This is a genomic window from Streptomyces toxytricini (genome assembly GCF_014649915.1).
Taxonomy (GTDB): domain Bacteria; phylum Actinomycetota; class Actinomycetes; order Streptomycetales; family Streptomycetaceae; genus Streptomyces; species Streptomyces toxytricini.
In genome coordinates, this window is sequence record NZ_BMTY01000007.1 from 244,459 (window position 1) to 257,915 (window position 13,457).

At 72.3% G+C, this 13,457-nt stretch carries 17 protein-coding genes and 1 pseudogene; 9 read left to right on the forward strand and 9 right to left on the reverse strand.

Going from position 1 to position 13,457, the window contains the following annotated elements; genetic code table 11:
• Positions 1-142: 142 nt before the first annotated feature.
• Both IE170_RS33470 and IE170_RS11445 read left to right on the forward strand, forming a co-directional pair.
• Complete coding sequence (locus IE170_RS33470) at positions 143-1,186, forward strand: dsDNA nuclease domain-containing protein (RefSeq protein ID WP_223855874.1); 1,044 nt, start codon at positions 143-145, stop codon at positions 1,184-1,186.
• Positions 1,132-1,371 carry a hypothetical protein gene (locus IE170_RS11445; protein WP_223855957.1) on the forward strand — a complete coding sequence of 80 codons (240 nt, stop codon included), beginning with the start codon at positions 1,132-1,134 and terminating at the stop codon, positions 1,369-1,371. The genes IE170_RS33470 and IE170_RS11445 overlap by 55 nt, the downstream gene beginning before the upstream one ends.
• A 266-nt stretch (positions 1,372-1,637) precedes the next feature.
• Here the strand turns inward: IE170_RS11445 and IE170_RS11450 are convergent, their stop codons facing one another.
• Entirely contained in the window at positions 1,638-2,036 is a 399-nt protein-coding gene (locus IE170_RS11450; protein ID WP_189809206.1) for an ATP-binding protein, read from the reverse strand.
• 207 nt (positions 2,037-2,243) lie between these two features.
• Here IE170_RS11450 and IE170_RS11455 point away from each other — a divergent pair, with 207 nt between their 5' ends.
• From IE170_RS11455 to IE170_RS11465, 3 genes are read left to right on the forward strand one after another with little or no spacing between them, the layout of a single operon-like run.
• Positions 2,244-3,122: a helix-turn-helix domain-containing protein gene (locus IE170_RS11455; protein WP_189809207.1), complete on the forward strand. Its 879-nt coding sequence runs from the start codon at positions 2,244-2,246 to the stop codon at positions 3,120-3,122.
• Complete coding sequence (locus IE170_RS11460) at positions 3,119-3,304, forward strand: DUF397 domain-containing protein (RefSeq protein ID WP_189809208.1); 186 nt, start codon at positions 3,119-3,121, stop codon at positions 3,302-3,304. The genes IE170_RS11455 and IE170_RS11460 overlap by 4 nt, the downstream gene beginning before the upstream one ends.
• Before the next feature lie 4 nt (positions 3,305-3,308).
• Positions 3,309-3,494: a DUF397 domain-containing protein gene (locus tag IE170_RS11465; RefSeq protein WP_189809209.1), complete on the forward strand. Its 186-nt coding sequence runs from the start codon at positions 3,309-3,311 to the stop codon at positions 3,492-3,494.
• Here IE170_RS11465 and IE170_RS11470 read toward each other — a convergent pair.
• Positions 3,485-4,803: pseudogene (locus IE170_RS11470) on the reverse strand (phosphoribosyltransferase family protein). The gene IE170_RS11465 and the pseudogene IE170_RS11470 sit on opposite strands and share 10 nt — an antisense overlap.
• 233 nt (positions 4,804-5,036) lie before the next feature.
• Here IE170_RS11470 and IE170_RS11475 point away from each other — a divergent pair.
• Positions 5,037-6,017 (forward strand): XdhC family protein, encoded by a 981-nt coding sequence (locus IE170_RS11475; RefSeq protein WP_189809210.1) that lies wholly within the window; start codon positions 5,037-5,039, stop codon positions 6,015-6,017.
• Between the two features lie 3 nt (positions 6,018-6,020).
• Here IE170_RS11475 and IE170_RS11480 read toward each other — a convergent pair whose 3' ends face one another.
• On the reverse strand, positions 6,021-6,344 hold the full coding sequence (locus IE170_RS11480; protein WP_189809211.1) for a plasmid stabilization protein: 324 nt from the start codon (positions 6,342-6,344) through the stop codon (positions 6,021-6,023).
• A 122-nt stretch (positions 6,345-6,466) separates the two neighbouring features.
• Here IE170_RS11480 and IE170_RS11485 point away from each other — a divergent pair, with 122 nt between their 5' ends.
• Positions 6,467-6,865, forward strand: coding sequence for a DUF6479 family protein (locus IE170_RS11485; RefSeq protein ID WP_189809212.1), 399 nt, complete (start codon positions 6,467-6,469; stop codon positions 6,863-6,865).
• A gap of 40 nt (positions 6,866-6,905) precedes the next feature.
• On the opposite strand, the gene IE170_RS11490 is transcribed toward IE170_RS11485, so the two are convergent.
• Both IE170_RS11490 and ligD read right to left on the reverse strand, forming a co-directional pair.
• Positions 6,906-7,793, reverse strand: coding sequence for an ATP-dependent DNA ligase (locus IE170_RS11490; protein WP_189809269.1), 888 nt, complete (start codon positions 7,791-7,793; stop codon positions 6,906-6,908).
• Positions 7,793-8,689, reverse strand: coding sequence for a non-homologous end-joining DNA ligase (gene ligD, locus IE170_RS11495; protein WP_189809213.1), 897 nt, complete (start codon positions 8,687-8,689; stop codon positions 7,793-7,795). Before ligD ends, IE170_RS11490 begins: the two co-directional genes overlap by 1 nt.
• A 31-nt stretch (positions 8,690-8,720) precedes the next feature.
• Here ligD and ku point away from each other — a divergent pair, with 31 nt between their 5' ends.
• Complete coding sequence (ku, locus tag IE170_RS11500; RefSeq protein ID WP_189809214.1) at positions 8,721-9,773, forward strand: non-homologous end joining protein Ku; 1,053 nt, start codon at positions 8,721-8,723, stop codon at positions 9,771-9,773.
• Between the two features lie 21 nt (positions 9,774-9,794).
• On the opposite strand, the gene IE170_RS11505 is transcribed toward ku, so the two are convergent.
• Positions 9,795-10,610, reverse strand: a complete 816-nt coding sequence (locus tag IE170_RS11505) for a nuclease-related domain-containing protein (RefSeq protein ID WP_189809215.1) — start codon at positions 10,608-10,610, stop codon at positions 9,795-9,797.
• A 191-nt stretch (positions 10,611-10,801) separates the two neighbouring features.
• Here IE170_RS11505 and IE170_RS11510 point away from each other — a divergent pair, with 191 nt between their 5' ends.
• Positions 10,802-11,404, forward strand: coding sequence for a hypothetical protein (locus IE170_RS11510; RefSeq protein WP_189809216.1), 603 nt, complete (start codon positions 10,802-10,804; stop codon positions 11,402-11,404).
• Positions 11,405-11,443: 39 nt separating this feature from the next.
• Here the strand turns inward: IE170_RS11510 and IE170_RS11515 are convergent, their stop codons facing one another.
• The 3 genes from IE170_RS11515 to IE170_RS11525 are packed head-to-tail and all read right to left on the reverse strand — an operon-like array spanning position 11,444 to position 13,456.
• Positions 11,444-11,713, reverse strand: coding sequence for a DUF8847 domain-containing protein (locus tag IE170_RS11515; protein WP_189809217.1), 270 nt, complete (start codon positions 11,711-11,713; stop codon positions 11,444-11,446).
• A gap of 40 nt (positions 11,714-11,753) precedes the next feature.
• Positions 11,754-12,467 carry a TetR/AcrR family transcriptional regulator gene (locus tag IE170_RS11520; protein ID WP_189809218.1) on the reverse strand — a complete coding sequence of 238 codons (714 nt, stop codon included), beginning with the start codon at positions 12,465-12,467 and terminating at the stop codon, positions 11,754-11,756.
• Positions 12,468-12,508: 41 nt separating this feature from the next.
• On the reverse strand, positions 12,509-13,456 hold the full coding sequence (locus IE170_RS11525; protein ID WP_189809219.1) for an AurF N-oxygenase family protein: 948 nt from the start codon (positions 13,454-13,456) through the stop codon (positions 12,509-12,511).
• Position 13,457 lies beyond the last annotated feature (1 nt).

Genomic DNA, 13,457 nt, shown 5'->3' on the forward strand with positions numbered 1-13,457 from the left:
GACCCAGGCGACGCGAAGCCCTTCCCCCGAAACCTGACTAGGCAGTGAGGCGCCAGCCATGAGAAACGTGCTGCCGCTCGGCTGAAGTCCGTGCGTACCAAAGGCCAACGGCGCGTGCCGCCATCCACAGGTTCACTGCGGAATGCCTTGCTTCACGATCACTGCCAGTGTCAAGATATTATACAGAGTGGTACGTGCGACGGGAGGCTTCGTGAGTGGGCGGCGGGATATTTCCGACCTGGCGAAATTGCTCATATCCGAGCTGGCGGAAGACTCTGATAGCGATACGGCTTCGCGCTATAACTTCCAGTATCAATGCGCTGCCCGCCACTGCTTTGCCATGCTCAACGACAGTCAGCTTTCAGCCATCATTTGCGAGTGGCATGTCGACTACATCCTCGGCTATCGCGATGGTACCTACGAACTGGTTTCCGTAAAGCATCGCGAACCGAGCCTGGGCCCATGGTCCTTCTCTGACCTCTGGAACAGGGGCGACCTAGCAATGCTATTCGAGCGCTGGAAATCAACTCCGGAATCATCGTGTCGACTCGTAACTAACGGCGCCCTCAAGCCGACACAAGGAGATGCGCTCTCCTTCGCAACCGCCCTAACCAGGAAGTCGGCAGATAGCTGGATCACCGACGTAGCGAAAAGGCTGAGCTGTGGGGAGCAGCAAGCCAAGTCATTCTTGCTGAATCTACGTATCGAGCATGGGATTCCTGATCGTGTCACCCTAAGGTCTCATGAGATCCTCACAACAGTAGAAAAATCTCTCGAAGATGCTCAGATTGGCGTTGCGCCGTCAGGCGCCTGGGACTCCATCGTGGCTCTTGTTGCGTTTAAGTCCAGAGATCTCGACAATCGCGATTTATCTTCGATTGATCTCGCGAGCCCGGTAGCTTGGAGTCAGCCAGCTAGCCAGGTGGGTCTGTGTGATCCGCGTGTGAACCACCAGCAAGGACGCCCGCTCCTGCGAGTTCTTCCAGGTCAAGGCTCGCCCGCTGCCCGGCTGTGCATGCCCTCCGGAGCCGTGTGCGCAGGTTCGAATCCTGCCGGGGGCACTTCGCAAGAAGTGCCTGACAGACCCCGCCACCAGCGAAACGCTGAGGACGGGGTCTTCGCGATGTGCGCATGGACGAGTTGGGGAATCTCGTGGACGCGACCACGCTTGCCGTCGCGCTCATAGGCGTCGGAGAAACGCTGGGCGGAACCCTGGGCGGGGCGGTGCTCAACCAGCGTGCCGGCAGGGAGCAGGCCGAGAGTGCCGACCGTCAGCGGGCGGAAGACCGCCACGAGCAGGCACAGCAGGCCAGGCGTGATCTCTACGCCCGCCTTAACACCGCGACCCGCGCCTACCGGGTCACCTTGTGACCCGACCTCGGCGTCGAAGTCGAGACCGACTTCGAACGCACTCGCACCCGGATGATCACCGTGCTCGACAGTGAGCGGAAAGACCTCGACCGCAGGCTCTCCTCCGGACGATCTGCCTGACCGACGACGGCGCGCAGCAGGCCAAGGGGCCCCGGCACGCTGCGGCGGCCGCCGTCAGGCGGGTGGCTTCTTGCAACCCGTTCCTCGGGTGGCCGGACCTTCCCTGTGCGCACGTTCCTCCCTCGTTCCCGACGACCGCCCGGAGGTCAGCGAGCGATGTCCAGGTGTGCGGAGACCGTCTTGCCGATGGGGGTGCGGGGGTGGACTTCCCAGTGCGTTGTGAGGGATTCGACGAGGAGCAGGCCCCTGCCCGATTCGGAGAGCGGCGGCGGTGCAGTGGCCGGGGTGGGTGGGCGGTGTTCGCCGCGGGTGTCGGAGACCTCGATGCGGAGGGTGTCGGGGCACAGGGTGAGGGTGAGCGCGAAGTGCCGCCCTGGCAGGCTGCCGTGGGTGGCGGCGTTGGCGGTGAGTTCGGCGATGACGAGCGCGGCGTCGTGGGCGAGGTCTGTGTCGGGCGCGATGCCCCACGCCTGGAGCTGGTGCACGGCGAGGCTGCGGGCGAGTCGGGCGCCGCGCGGGGTGGAGCGGAACCGCTCGGAGAACACACGTGCGGACGGGGACGTGGAGGGTCCGCTCGGCGGAGTTGGGCGTCATGGGCCCAATGTGGGGCGCGGACCGGTCTCTCACCAGGAGTCCCCTGCGTACGCCTGGTGAGCGTACGCGTACGCAGGGTGGACAGTGCGCGTCACGGTCCGTGACCATGGGGCGGGTCGGGAGCGGTACGCGGGCACGTGCGCGGGAGGTGGGTCGGCATGGCCTACGGGAACACGGACCAGGGCGGTGCGGGCGCGGAGCCGGCGGGCGGCTGCGGCCCGGCCGGCGGGGAGCCTGAGGTGTCGGACAGCCTGCGCACGTTCGGCGCGGTCGTCCAAGCCCTGCGGGAGCACGCGGGCCTGAGCCGGGCGGAGTTCGCGGAGCGGGTCAGCTTCTCCCGGCACACCGTGGCCTCCGTCGAACAGGGCAGGCGGATGCCGGACCGGCATTTCGTGGAGCAGGCGGAGGAGGCACTGGGCAACACGGGCGCCTTGCGGCAGGCGGCCCGGCACCTGTCGCGGCAGCCTGGGCTGGCCAGTTGGTTCCGGCGGTGGGCGGGGTTGGAGGCTGAGGCGGTCACCCTGTACACGTACGAGTGCCGAATGGTTCCTGGCCTCTTGCAGCCCGAACCGTACGCGCGCACCCTGTTCGTGGACCAGCTGCCGCCGCTGAGCGACGAACAGATCGAGGCCCAGTGGGCGGCACGCGCGGAAAGGCAGCGATTGCTGCGGGAACGCCCCAACACGACCTTCGGCTTCATCCTGGAGGAACACCTGTTCCTGCGGAGGACGGGTGGGGTGGAGGTGACCCGGATGCTCATCGAGCACGTACTGGAGGTCGCCCGCCTGCGCAACGTGGAGATCCAGGTGATGCCCCTGGAGCGTTCCTCACATGCGGGGCTCGCCGGCCCCGTGCAGTTGTTGGAAACGGCGGCGGCCCGCTGGTTGGCCTATTGCGAGGGGCAGGAGCACGGCCAGTTCATTGCCGACGCCAAAGTGGTCAGCACACTCCAGCGACGCTATGCCAGGATGCGGGCGCAGGCCCTCTCTCTGGAGGACTCCGTGGGTCTGTTGCGGCGGATGCGAGGAGCGCTATGAACATGGAACAACTGGCCTGGTTCAAGAGCAGCTACAGCAGCAGTGGTTCCGGGGACTGCGTCGAAGTCGCCGCGGGAGCAGACGCCGTCCACGTTCGTGACTCCAAGCTGCAAGACGGGCCCCGGATCGGCCTGTCCCCGACCGCCTGGGCCGAGTTCGTCGACTACGCACCCAAGGCCTGAGCTTGTGAGTACGAAGCGGCTGGTCTGGTTCAAGAGCAGCTACAGCAGCGGTGACGGAGACAGCTGCGTCGAAGTCGCCGCCGGTGCACACGGTGTCCACGTTCGTGACTCCAAGGTGCAGGACGGGCCCCGGATTTCCCTCTCCCCCGCCGCCTGGGCCGAGTTCGTCGGATTCGCGCCTCAGGGCTGAGGCGGGGCCGCGCCCCGGCCGCCCGGGAGGTGGGTCGTGAGCCACCTGGTGGCCAGGGTGGCGGCCTCCTCCAGGGCGCCCGGTTCCTCGAAGAGGTGGGTTGCGCCCTCCACCACCTCCAGGCGGTTTTCGCAGCGGAGGTGGGACTGGGCCTCGCGGTTCAGCATCAGGACCTGGGTGTCGTCGCCGCCGACGATCAGGAGGGTCGGGGCGCGGACCGCCGGGAGGTTGTCGGCGAGGTCCGGGCGGCCGCCGCGGGAGACCACGGCGTAGACCGGGGAGGCCGGGGCGGCGGCTGCCGTCAGGGCTGCGGCCGCGCCCGTGCTCGCGCCGAAGTACGCCAGGGACGGCGGGGTTTCGGCGCGGACGCGCAGCCAGGTCGTCGCTGCGGTGAGGCGGCTCGCCAGGGTCGGGATGTCGAAGACGCGGGCGCGGTCCCGTTCCTCCTGCGGGGTCAGGAGGTCGAAGAGGAGCGTGCCGAGGCCGGCGCGGGCGAGGGCTTCGGCGACCTGGCGGTTGCGGGGGCTGTGGCGGCTGCTGCCGGAGCCGTGGGCGAAGAGGACCACTGCGGGGGCGTCGGGCGGGAGGGCCAGGTCGCCTTCCAGCGGGAGGCCGGCCGCGTCGATCACCACCGGGGTCGGGTCGGTCCGCTGCCTCATGGTTCGCCGGTCCTTTCGGCCGCCGCCCTGGCCAGGAGGGCGACCACCGCTTCGTCCGGGGTCTGGTCGAAGTCGCGGTACCACTGGCCCACCGCGGAGAACGCGGGCGGCGCCGACAGGGTGACCACCTCGTCCGCGACTTCCGCGAGGCGGGCCACCGCGTCGGGTGCGGCCACCGGCGCCGCCATCAGGACGCGGCTCGCGCCCTGGGCCCGTACGACCTGGCAGGCCGCGGCCGCGGTGGCGCCCGTCGCGATGCCGTCGTCGACGACGATCGCGGTGCGGCCGTCGAGGGGGATGCGGGCGCGCCCGGAGCGGAAGCGGTCGGCGCGGCGGCGGAGTTCGTCCAGTTCGGCGCGTTCGACCCGGGCGATGTCGGCCTCGCCGATCCGGCCGCGGCGGACGATGTCGTCGCTGATGACGCGTACACCGCCCTCGCCGATCGCCCCGAACGCCAGCTCGGGCTGGTACGGCACCCCGAGCTTGCGGACGACGACCACGTCGAGGGGGGCGCCGAGGGCGCGGGCGGCGTGGTAGGCGACGGGGACGCCGCCCCGCGGGAGGCCGAGGACGACGGGGTCCTCCGCCGCGTACGCCCGGAGCGCTTCGGCGAGTCGTCGTCCCGCGTCGTCGCGGTCGGTGAACAGCACGTGGGTCCTCGCTAGGCCTCTCCCTTTCGACGGAACCCCATCGGCGGGCGATCCGCAAGTGCCTCCGGCCGCCGCGCCGGCCCGGTGGTCCGTACGAGGGCGGTCCCTGCGGTCTGTGGGTTCGGGGCATGGGTGGGCGCGGGCGGCGTGCGTAGGTTGGCGGTGGGGCCGCGGCACGCATGGGCGGGGCCGCGGCGACGACGGCGCTCTGACGACGACGAGGGAGCAGCGCGATGCGCGGACTGGTGGAGACGGCGCGGCGGTGGACGGCCGAGGGGCGGGCGGCGTTCCTGGCCCGCCCGGTGGCCGAGCAGGGCTTCGGCCCGCGGGAGCCGGCCGGGGCCCTGCTGGTGGACGCCCGCGGGGAGTGTGCGGGCTCGCTGTACGGGGGCGTCTTCGACGCCGAGCTGGCCGCGGAGGCGGCGGCGTGGCGGGCCGGGGAAACGGCCCGGGTGTGCGAGGTGTCGGTCGGGGCGGAAGGCGCGGCCGCGGCGCGGCTGACCTGCGGCGGCCGGGCGGAGATCCTGCTGCAGCCGCTGGCGTCCGTCCCGGCGCGGTGGTGGGAGCTGCTGGGCCGGGGCGCCGGGGTGGCGCTGGTGACGCGGCTGAACGAGCGCGCGGACGAGGCGGTGAGCGAGGTCGTGGGCGCCGCGGACGAGCCGGCGGACGATGCCGTGCGGCGGGCCGGGGAGCTGCTGGCGACGCGCCGCGCGGGCCGGGACGCCCTGTACGGGCAGTCGGGGCTGGTGCTGGTGGAGGCGTTCCCGTCGGCCCCGCACCTGGTGGTCGGGGGCGGCGGGGAGCTGGCGGAGGTGATCGGGGCGCAGGCGCGGCTGCTGGGCTGGGAGGCGGAGTGCGTCACCGGCGCCGGGGAGGCGGAGGAGCTGCTGGCGGCGCGGCGGGAGGCGGCGTGCCTGGTGGTGCTGAGCCATGATCCGGAGTTCGACGTGCCGGCCATCCGGGCGGCGCTGGCGCTGGGCGTGCCGTACGTGGGCGCGCTGGGTTCGCGGAAGACGACGGCCCGGCGCCGCGAGGGCCTTCGGGCGGCGGGGGTGCCGGAGGCGGAGCTGGCGCGGGTGCACGGGCCGATCGGCCTGGACCTGGGCGCCCGTACGCCTGCGGAGACGGCCCTCGCGATCTGCGCGGAGATCCTCGCGGTGCTGGCGGGGCGCGGCGTCCGTCCCCTCCGCGACACGGACGGCCCCCTGCGCTGACGGTTATTTCCCGAGGGCCCGCTTGAGCTGCGCCTTGTTCATGTCGGAGCGGCCGGGGACGTTGCGCCGCCGGGCCTCCTCGTACAGCTGCGCGTACGTCGGCCCCTGCGCTCCCTCGTGGGAGTGCAGGCCGCCGCGCCGCGACGGGGGCATGTCCTCCAGGGACAGCCGGCTGGCCGTCTTGGCCTCGCCTTCCTGGGCGCGGACCTTGTTGACGGTGCGGGCGGCGATCTCCTTGGCCCGGTCCTCGGGCACGCCGCGCTCCTCCGCGCTCTCCTTGATGTGCTCGTACTGGCGTTCGCGCTTGGGGGACGATCCGCGGGGCATGGCCCGGCTCCTCTCTCCGGTCGATCGCCCGCCGCGCATACCCGGCCGTCCGGGGGGCATTCGGATCGGCGGGAATCTTTTCTCCCCGGGTGAATCACCAGAAAACCGGGAAAATGACTCACATGGACACGAGCTACATCGCGGTCGACGCGACTCTCAGCGACATCGTCTGGTTCTTCCTCGTCGGCCTCCTGATCGTCGGCTTCCTGCTCGCCGGCTTCAAGCTGGGGCAGCGGGTCCGCGCCAAGGAGCCGCCGCCGCCGGAGGCCGAGACCCAGCCGCACCTGCCGGAGGGCGGGGCGGTGCACGAGGTCCGCGAGGAGCGCGATCCCGTGGACATCCCGGAAGGCGGTCTGCGCCCGCACGAGATGCAGGGCTACGGGAACTTCGGCTCGACGGCATCCGAGCACCCGGACGAGGTCCGCAAGCGCCGGGAGTCGGGCCACCGGCGCACGGAGGGCCCGGGTCCGCACCCGCAGCCGGGCGCCCCGCCGGACGCGGGCCGCGGCGCCCACGCCTGACCCGCCGCCCCCTCTGACCTGCGCCCCGCGACGGCGCAGGTCAGAGCTGTGTCCGCAGCCGCAGCACCTCGGGCGGCGGGTGCCGTGTGGAGGTGTGCCGGACCTCGGCGGCCAGCGGCGGATCGAGCACCCGGTAGGCGACGTCCCCCACCCCGACGGCGGTCGCCGTGCTCACCTGCGGGGCCTCGGCCCCCCGGGCGGCGAGCTCGGCGGCGAGTTCTCCGCGCAGTCCGGCCGTCAGCGGACTGGAGACGACGGGCGTCTCGTCCCCCGCGGGCAGCACGAGCACCAGCGCCTGCGGCCTTCGCACCGTCCCGGTGTAGCCGACGACGGCGGCGTCCCGGACCTCCGTGTGCCGCAGCTTCTGCCAGCCCCGCCGCCCCGCCGGGTACGGCTGGTCGAGCCGTTTGACCACGAGCCCTTCGATGCCGCTGGCGGGGAGCGTCTCGTACCAGGTGGCGGCCAGTTCGGGGTCGGTGGTCATGGGGACGGGCTGCAGCGGCGGCCCGAGGGGCAGCAGCAGGTCGACGAGGAGGGCGCGCCGCCGCTCGTAGGGCCGGGCCCGGACGTCGAGCCCGGCGAGTTCCAGGACGTCGAAGGCCGCGTACGAGGCGGGGTGGCTCTGCGCGAGCACGGCGGCCCGGGCGGCACTCGCCGCGGCGGCCCGCCGCTGCACGAGGGCGAAGTCGGTGCGCCCGGCGTTCCACACGACGACTTCGCCGTCGAGGACCGTGTCGGCGGGCAGTTGCAGCGCTGCCGCGACGAGGTCGGGGAACGCACTGCTCACGATCCGCCCGGACCGCGCCTGGAGCACCACCCCCTCCGGGTTCCGGATCACGACGAGCCGGTGCCCGTCGAACTTCGGCTCGTACGCGAGCCCCGCGCCCCGCGGCAGGGTGCGGACGGACGCGGCCAGGGCGACGCGGATCACGGGCGTGCCCCGGGCAGCCGGTGGGCGTCGGCGGGGGCGAGGAGAACGGCGGACAGGTCACCGTCCCGTTCGATCCTGGGCAGGATGTCGTCGGCGAGGAAGACCAGGTCGGCCGGGCTGCGGCAGCCCTCCACCTCGCTCCACGACACGGGCGCGGACACGGTGGGCCTGGACCGGGCCCGCAGCGTGTACGGCGCGGCGGTGGTCTTGGCGGCGGCGTTCTGGCTGTGGTCGACGAAGACCTTCCCGGGCCGCAGCGCCTTCGCCATGCGGTGCACGACGAGGTCCGGCAGCGCCCGCTCGGCCTCCTGGGCCAGCGCCTTGGCGTAGGCCGACACCTGCTCCGAGGGGACGGGTTCGAGCGGCACGGACAGGTGCAGCCCCTTGGACCCGGACGTCTTGGCGCAGGCGCGCAGCCCGTCCGCGGCGAGCCGTTCCCGCAGCCACACGGCGGCGGCGCAGCACTCGACGACGGTGGCGGGCGCGCCGGGGTCGAGGTCGAGGATGAGGCGGTTGGCGATGCCGGGGCTGCCGGCGGTCCACTGCGGGACGTGGAACTCCACGACGAGGTTGGCCGCCCACATCAGGGAGGGCAGGTCGGAGACGACGATCTGCTCGGCGGAGGGGTCGTCGGACCGGGGCACCGGTGCGGTCTTCACCCACTCGGGCGTACCGGGCGGCGGATTCTTCGTGAAGAACAGCTGCCCCTCCGGGCCGTCCGGATAGCGCAGGAACGAAACCGGCCGGTCCTGGATGTGGGGCAGCAGGTACTTCGCGACGGTGGCGTAGTAGTGCAGCACCTCGCCCTTGGTGAAGCCGGTCTCGGGGTGGATGACCTTGTCCAGGTTGCTGAGCGAGATGCGGCGCCCCTCCACCATGGTGATCGGCGTCATACGATGAGATTGCCACGAAACGGGAGGAACCGTGCGATCCATCTGGAACGGCGCCATTTCCTTCGGCCTGGTCAGCATCCCGATCAAGCTGGTGAACGCCACCGAGAGCCATTCGATCTCGTTCCGCCAGATCCACCTGGAGGACGGCGGGCGCGTCCGCTACCGCAAGGTCTGCGAGCTGGACGGCGAGGAGCTGTCGGGTGCCGAGATCGGGAAGGGGTACGAGGAGGCGGACGGCTCGATCATCCCGATCACCGACGAGGACCTGGCGCAGCTGCCGATCTCCACGGCGAAGACGATCGAGATCGTCTCCTTCGTCCCGGCGGACGAGATCGACCCCCTCCAGATGGACGCGGCGTACTACCTGGCGGCGAACGGCGCGACGGCCGCCAAGCCGTACACCCTGCTGCGCGAGGCGCTGAAGCGCAGCCGCCGCGTCGCGATCGCCAAGTTCGCCCTGCGCGGCCGCGAGCGCCTGGGGATGCTGCGCGTGGTGGACGACGTGATCGCCATGCACGGCCTGCTGTGGCCGGACGAGATCCGGCAGCCGGAGGGCGTCGCCCCGGAGTCGTCCGTGACGGTCCGGGACGCGGAGCTGGACCTGGCGGACGCGCTGATGGCGACGCTCGGCGAGGTCGAGATGTCGTCGCTGAAGGACGAGTACCGCGAGGCCGTCGAGGCGATGATCGAGGCGAAGTCGGGCGGCGCGTTCGAGCCGCCGTCGGAGGCGGAGGTCCAGCCGGCGGGCGGCAAGGTCATCGACCTGATGGCGGCGCTGGAGAAGAGCGTGCAGGCGGCGAAGGCCTCCCGCGAGGGCACGCAGCAGGAGGAAGCGGAGGTCACTCCGATGCGGCGGGCCCGCAAGACGGCGCCGGCGGCCCCGAAGGCGGTCGGCGGCAAGAAGTCGACGGCCTCCCGCTCCGAGTCGACGACCGCGAAGGCGCGCAAGTCGACGTCGAAGAAGTCGACGGCCAAGGCGTCCGAGCCGAAGGCATCGGCCACGAAGTCGACGGCCAAGACGGCGGCGGCAAAGAAGACCACCGCGGCAAAGAAGACGGCGTCGAGGAAGCGCAGCTCGGCGTAGCGCCCGACGACGCCCGCCCCCTCACCGCCCCCTCCAGGTCCGGATGTCCCGCGCGAGCCCGAACAGCGCCTCCACGTCCGGCGGTTTGAGGGTGGCCGGAATCGCTGCCAAGGCGGCCGGTGCCGTGGCCGGCTCCAGCACCCGGATGTCGCGGACGGTGGGGGCGATGTCGACGCGGGAGGCGTCCACGACGGCCAGCGCCGCCCCGACGGGCGTCCCGAGCGCGCCGGCCGCGGCGGCTGCCGCGCGGCGGATCCAGCGGGGCTCCGGACGCGGTTCGCCGCGGCCGACGCCGATCAGCAGGTCCCCGACGACGACCCGCTGCCGCCGCCCCGCGACGGTCCGCACGCAGAAGACCCCGCCCGGCCCGATCACCAGGTGGTCGATCCGGCCGAGCCCCCTCACCGGCACGCAGTGCAGTACACGCCACCCACCCCCGTCGAGCCCGTCCAGCCGGTCCCCCATGCGCTGCTGCACACTCAACGCCTGCCGCATGCGGTGCCGTTCCCGGCCACCGGGTGAACCGAAGGCCAGTTCGCCGAGCAGTGCCTCGCCGGGACGGTTCGGGGCGAGGTCCCGGTCCGGGGGCAGTGCGAGGCGGCGCAGCGCGGCGGCGGTCGGCACGGGCGGCGGGCCGACGGCCGGAGACCCGGTGAGGTACGGCCGCAGGGCGGCGAGGACCGCTTCGCGGTGCCGGTCGGCGAGCAGGCTGATCCGGTTGGTCTGGCGGTCGTACCAGGCCACCGCCCTGCCGTCGGGCAGGTTCACGTAGAGCCGGCCGCGGCCGGGGCGGCCGCTCGGCAGCACTGTGAGCCGTGCGGGCACGGGTTCGGGCATCGGCTTCACCCCCCGCCGTTCATGGGAGCAGCCGGGGCGCCTGGTGGCAATCCCCCGGGGGACTTCTCGGTTGTGTAACGGCATCTACGGCTCTCCGTCGGGTGGCTGTTACGTGCTCATCGCGGTACCGCAACGGCCGCTTCCTAGGGTGGGCACGTCGTTGCCGAGTCCGCACCCCGGAAGGAAGTCCCGTGAGCAGGCGTCCCGTTCGTGCCGCAGCCGTGGCCGCATGCGCCGCAGGGCTGCTGGCCCTGCCGACGGCTTCCGCCCTGGCGGAGGGGCTGCCGGCCGTGTCGGCGGCGCAGTCCGCCGGCCCGCGCACCCTGCTGAGGAGCGTGGCGCTCGCGGACGGGGTGTCCCGGGCGAACGTCTACCGGGCCGGGGAGGCGTACCAGGCGGAGATCCTGGACGCCGACGGAACCACGGCCGCGGTGCTGACCAGCCGGAACGGGGTCACGGACATCGGCGGGACGGGCGCGCTGCACGCGGCCCTGCGGCCGGACGGCCGGCTGGACTCCTGGGTCGGCGGCGGGGCTGCCGTGGCACGCCAGGCGACCGCTGCGAGTACGCGCCCCGAAGGCGCAGCCGGGAACGCGGACGGGTCCGCCCACAAGACCGGCACCCGGGACGGCCGGGTCGTCGCCGCCGGAACGACCGGCACCCTGCGGCTGCACACCCTCGCCGACGAGCCGGGCGGCGGGCTGCTGCTGCTCGCCGCGGGCGGCGGCATCGCGGCGGTCGGCGCCGCGGGCCTGGCCTTCGCCATGCACCGCCGGGGCCGCACGGACCACTGACGCGGACTGCGCGCCCGGCATCCCCGGACCGACGGGCCTCTACCGCGCCGTCGGCTTGCTCCACGGCCAGCGCAGCTTCGGCTTCTCCCCGCCGGGCCGGTAGTCGTACTTCCACCCCTTCTGCAGCCCCAGCCGCTTGCCGTACCCGGAGGGCACGCGCTCGTACAGCAGGATGGTCGGGTCGCCGCCGTCGGCCGCCGGGACCGGGATCTCGTACCACTTCGGGGGGTGGCCGGTGGGGCCGACGAGGACGGGCAGGACCCGGCCGTCCATCGGGCCGCCCTCGAAGGGGGTGGGTTCGCTTCTCACGCCTCCAGTGTCCCCCACCCCTTGCCGGCCCCCGCCCGGCTCACAGCAGGTGCGCGGCCTCGGAGACCACGGGGATGACCCGTCGGGCGAGGACCCCGGCCGGCCCGTCAGCCTCTTCCAGGGCGAGCGCGGCGCGGGCGGCCGCGGCGGTTTCGGGGTCGGTGGCGGCGGTGGCGGTCAGGAGGGCGATGAACTGGTCGACGAGCCAGTCCCGCAGGGTTCCGGCGTCGGGTTGCTTGCCTTCGTCGATCCATATGAGGGAGGCGGCTTCGACGGCGGTGATCCACGTCCGGACCATCATCCGCAGCCGCGGCCCGGGGGCGGGCACGGCGAGGTGGCGGAGGATCTGATGGGCCGCGGAGCGGCGGATGCCGTCGACGGTGGCGGTGGTGCGGGAGGTTTCGACGACGCTGCCGCCCTGCAGGAGGGCGGCGAAGCCGGTGTCGTGCTCGTCGACGAACGCCAGGTAGTGGTCGAGGGCGAGGGCGAGGCGGCGGGTGAGGGGTCCGGTCTGCGGTACGGCGAAGCACTGGTCGAGCCGGTCGGCGGCGGAGCGCAGTGCGGCCTCGTACAGCTGCTGCTTGCCGCCGGGGAAGTAGCGGTACACCAGGGGCCGTGAGACGCCCGCGGCCTCGGCGACGCCGTCGAGCGAGACGTCTTCGGGTGCCCGGTGCGCGAACAGCGACAGGGCCGCGTCGAGGAGCTGGGCCCGCCGCTCCTCGACGCTCAGCCTGCGGTACGCGGGTGCGGTCATGTCCGCAGGTTAGCTTCCGGGGCCCGCCGCCCGGGGGGCTGTCAGGCGAGGAGGCCGGAGCTGCGCCACAGCCTGCGGCCGACTCCGCGCAGGACGCCGATGTCGTCGAGGAAGTCGGTGAGCCGCTTGGCGCCGGTCTGCATGACTTCGCGCCGGTGGCCGCTGGCCTTGACCTGGGCGACGGCTTCGCGGCGGTCGAGGCCGACGTTCTCGTACACCTGGGGGTTGACGAAGGCGAGGGAGAACACGCGGGCGGCTTCTCCGCAGCTGATGCGGGTCAGCTCCTGCTCCCAGCGGGGTGCGGTCAGCATCTGGCGGCGGAGTTCCTCGCGGGCGTAGCGGACGTGGCGGGCTTCCTCGATGACGTGGATGCGGGTGACGCCGCGGACGAGGGGCTGGATGCGCTCGTCGGGGAAGGTGAGGCGCTGCATCCAGTCCAGGATCTCCTCGCCGAGGAGGGTGCAGGCGAAGGAGCCGGGGGTGGTGGAGACGGTCTTGAGGATGCGGGCGAGGTTGTGGTTGAGGCGGGAGACGGGATAGGCGGGGGCTCCGGCCTTCTGGATCATGCGGGCGAACATCATCGAGTGCCGGCACTCGTCGGCTATCTCGGTGAGGGCGTAGCGGACGTGGTTGCTGGTCAGGGACTTGTCGTAGATGTGCCGGACGAGGAGCTGCATGAGGATGATCTCGAACCAGATGCCGAGGGAGGCGAGGGAGGCGGCCTCGTGCCGCGAGAGGTCGATGCGCTGCTCTTCGCCCATGCGCTTCCAGAGCGGGGTGTCGTACAGCGACAGGAGCTCCGGCGGCCAGTAGTACGCGCCGTCGACGAGGGGGGCGTCCCAGTCGAGCTCCTTGTCCGGGTCGAAGGAGTGCTTGGCCGAGGATTCGAGGAGCCGCGCGGCGATCTGCTCGCGGTCCTTGAGGAGGCCGAGCGCGTCCTGGAGGACCCGGACGTGGTCCGTGCCGTCGGTGGTCGTGGTGGTCGTCATG

Excerpts from the sequence above, each read along its gene's own strand:
- IE170_RS33470 (WP_223855874.1), top strand. The coding sequence starts at position 143 with ATGCCTTGCTTCACGATCACTGCCAGTGTCAAGATATTATACAGAGTG.
- IE170_RS11445 (WP_223855957.1), top strand. The coding sequence starts at position 1,132 with ATGGACGAGTTGGGGAATCTCGTGGACGCGACCACGCTTGCCGTCGCG.
- IE170_RS11455 (WP_189809207.1), top strand. The coding sequence starts at position 2,244 with ATGGCCTACGGGAACACGGACCAGGGCGGTGCGGGCGCGGAGCCGGCG.
- IE170_RS11460 (WP_189809208.1), top strand. The coding sequence starts at position 3,119 with ATGAACATGGAACAACTGGCCTGGTTCAAGAGCAGCTACAGCAGCAGT.
- IE170_RS11475 (WP_189809210.1), top strand. The coding sequence starts at position 5,037 with ATGCGCGGACTGGTGGAGACGGCGCGGCGGTGGACGGCCGAGGGGCGG.
- IE170_RS11480 (WP_189809211.1), bottom strand. The coding sequence starts at position 6,344 with ATGCCCCGCGGATCGTCCCCCAAGCGCGAACGCCAGTACGAGCACATC.
- IE170_RS11485 (WP_189809212.1), top strand. The coding sequence starts at position 6,467 with ATGGACACGAGCTACATCGCGGTCGACGCGACTCTCAGCGACATCGTC.
- ligD (WP_189809213.1), bottom strand. The coding sequence starts at position 8,689 with ATGACGCCGATCACCATGGTGGAGGGGCGCCGCATCTCGCTCAGCAAC.
- IE170_RS11505 (WP_189809215.1), bottom strand. The coding sequence starts at position 10,610 with ATGCCCGAACCCGTGCCCGCACGGCTCACAGTGCTGCCGAGCGGCCGC.
- IE170_RS11520 (WP_189809218.1), bottom strand. The coding sequence starts at position 12,467 with ATGACCGCACCCGCGTACCGCAGGCTGAGCGTCGAGGAGCGGCGGGCC.
- IE170_RS11525 (WP_189809219.1), bottom strand. The coding sequence starts at position 13,456 with ATGACGACCACCACGACCACCGACGGCACGGACCACGTCCGGGTCCTC.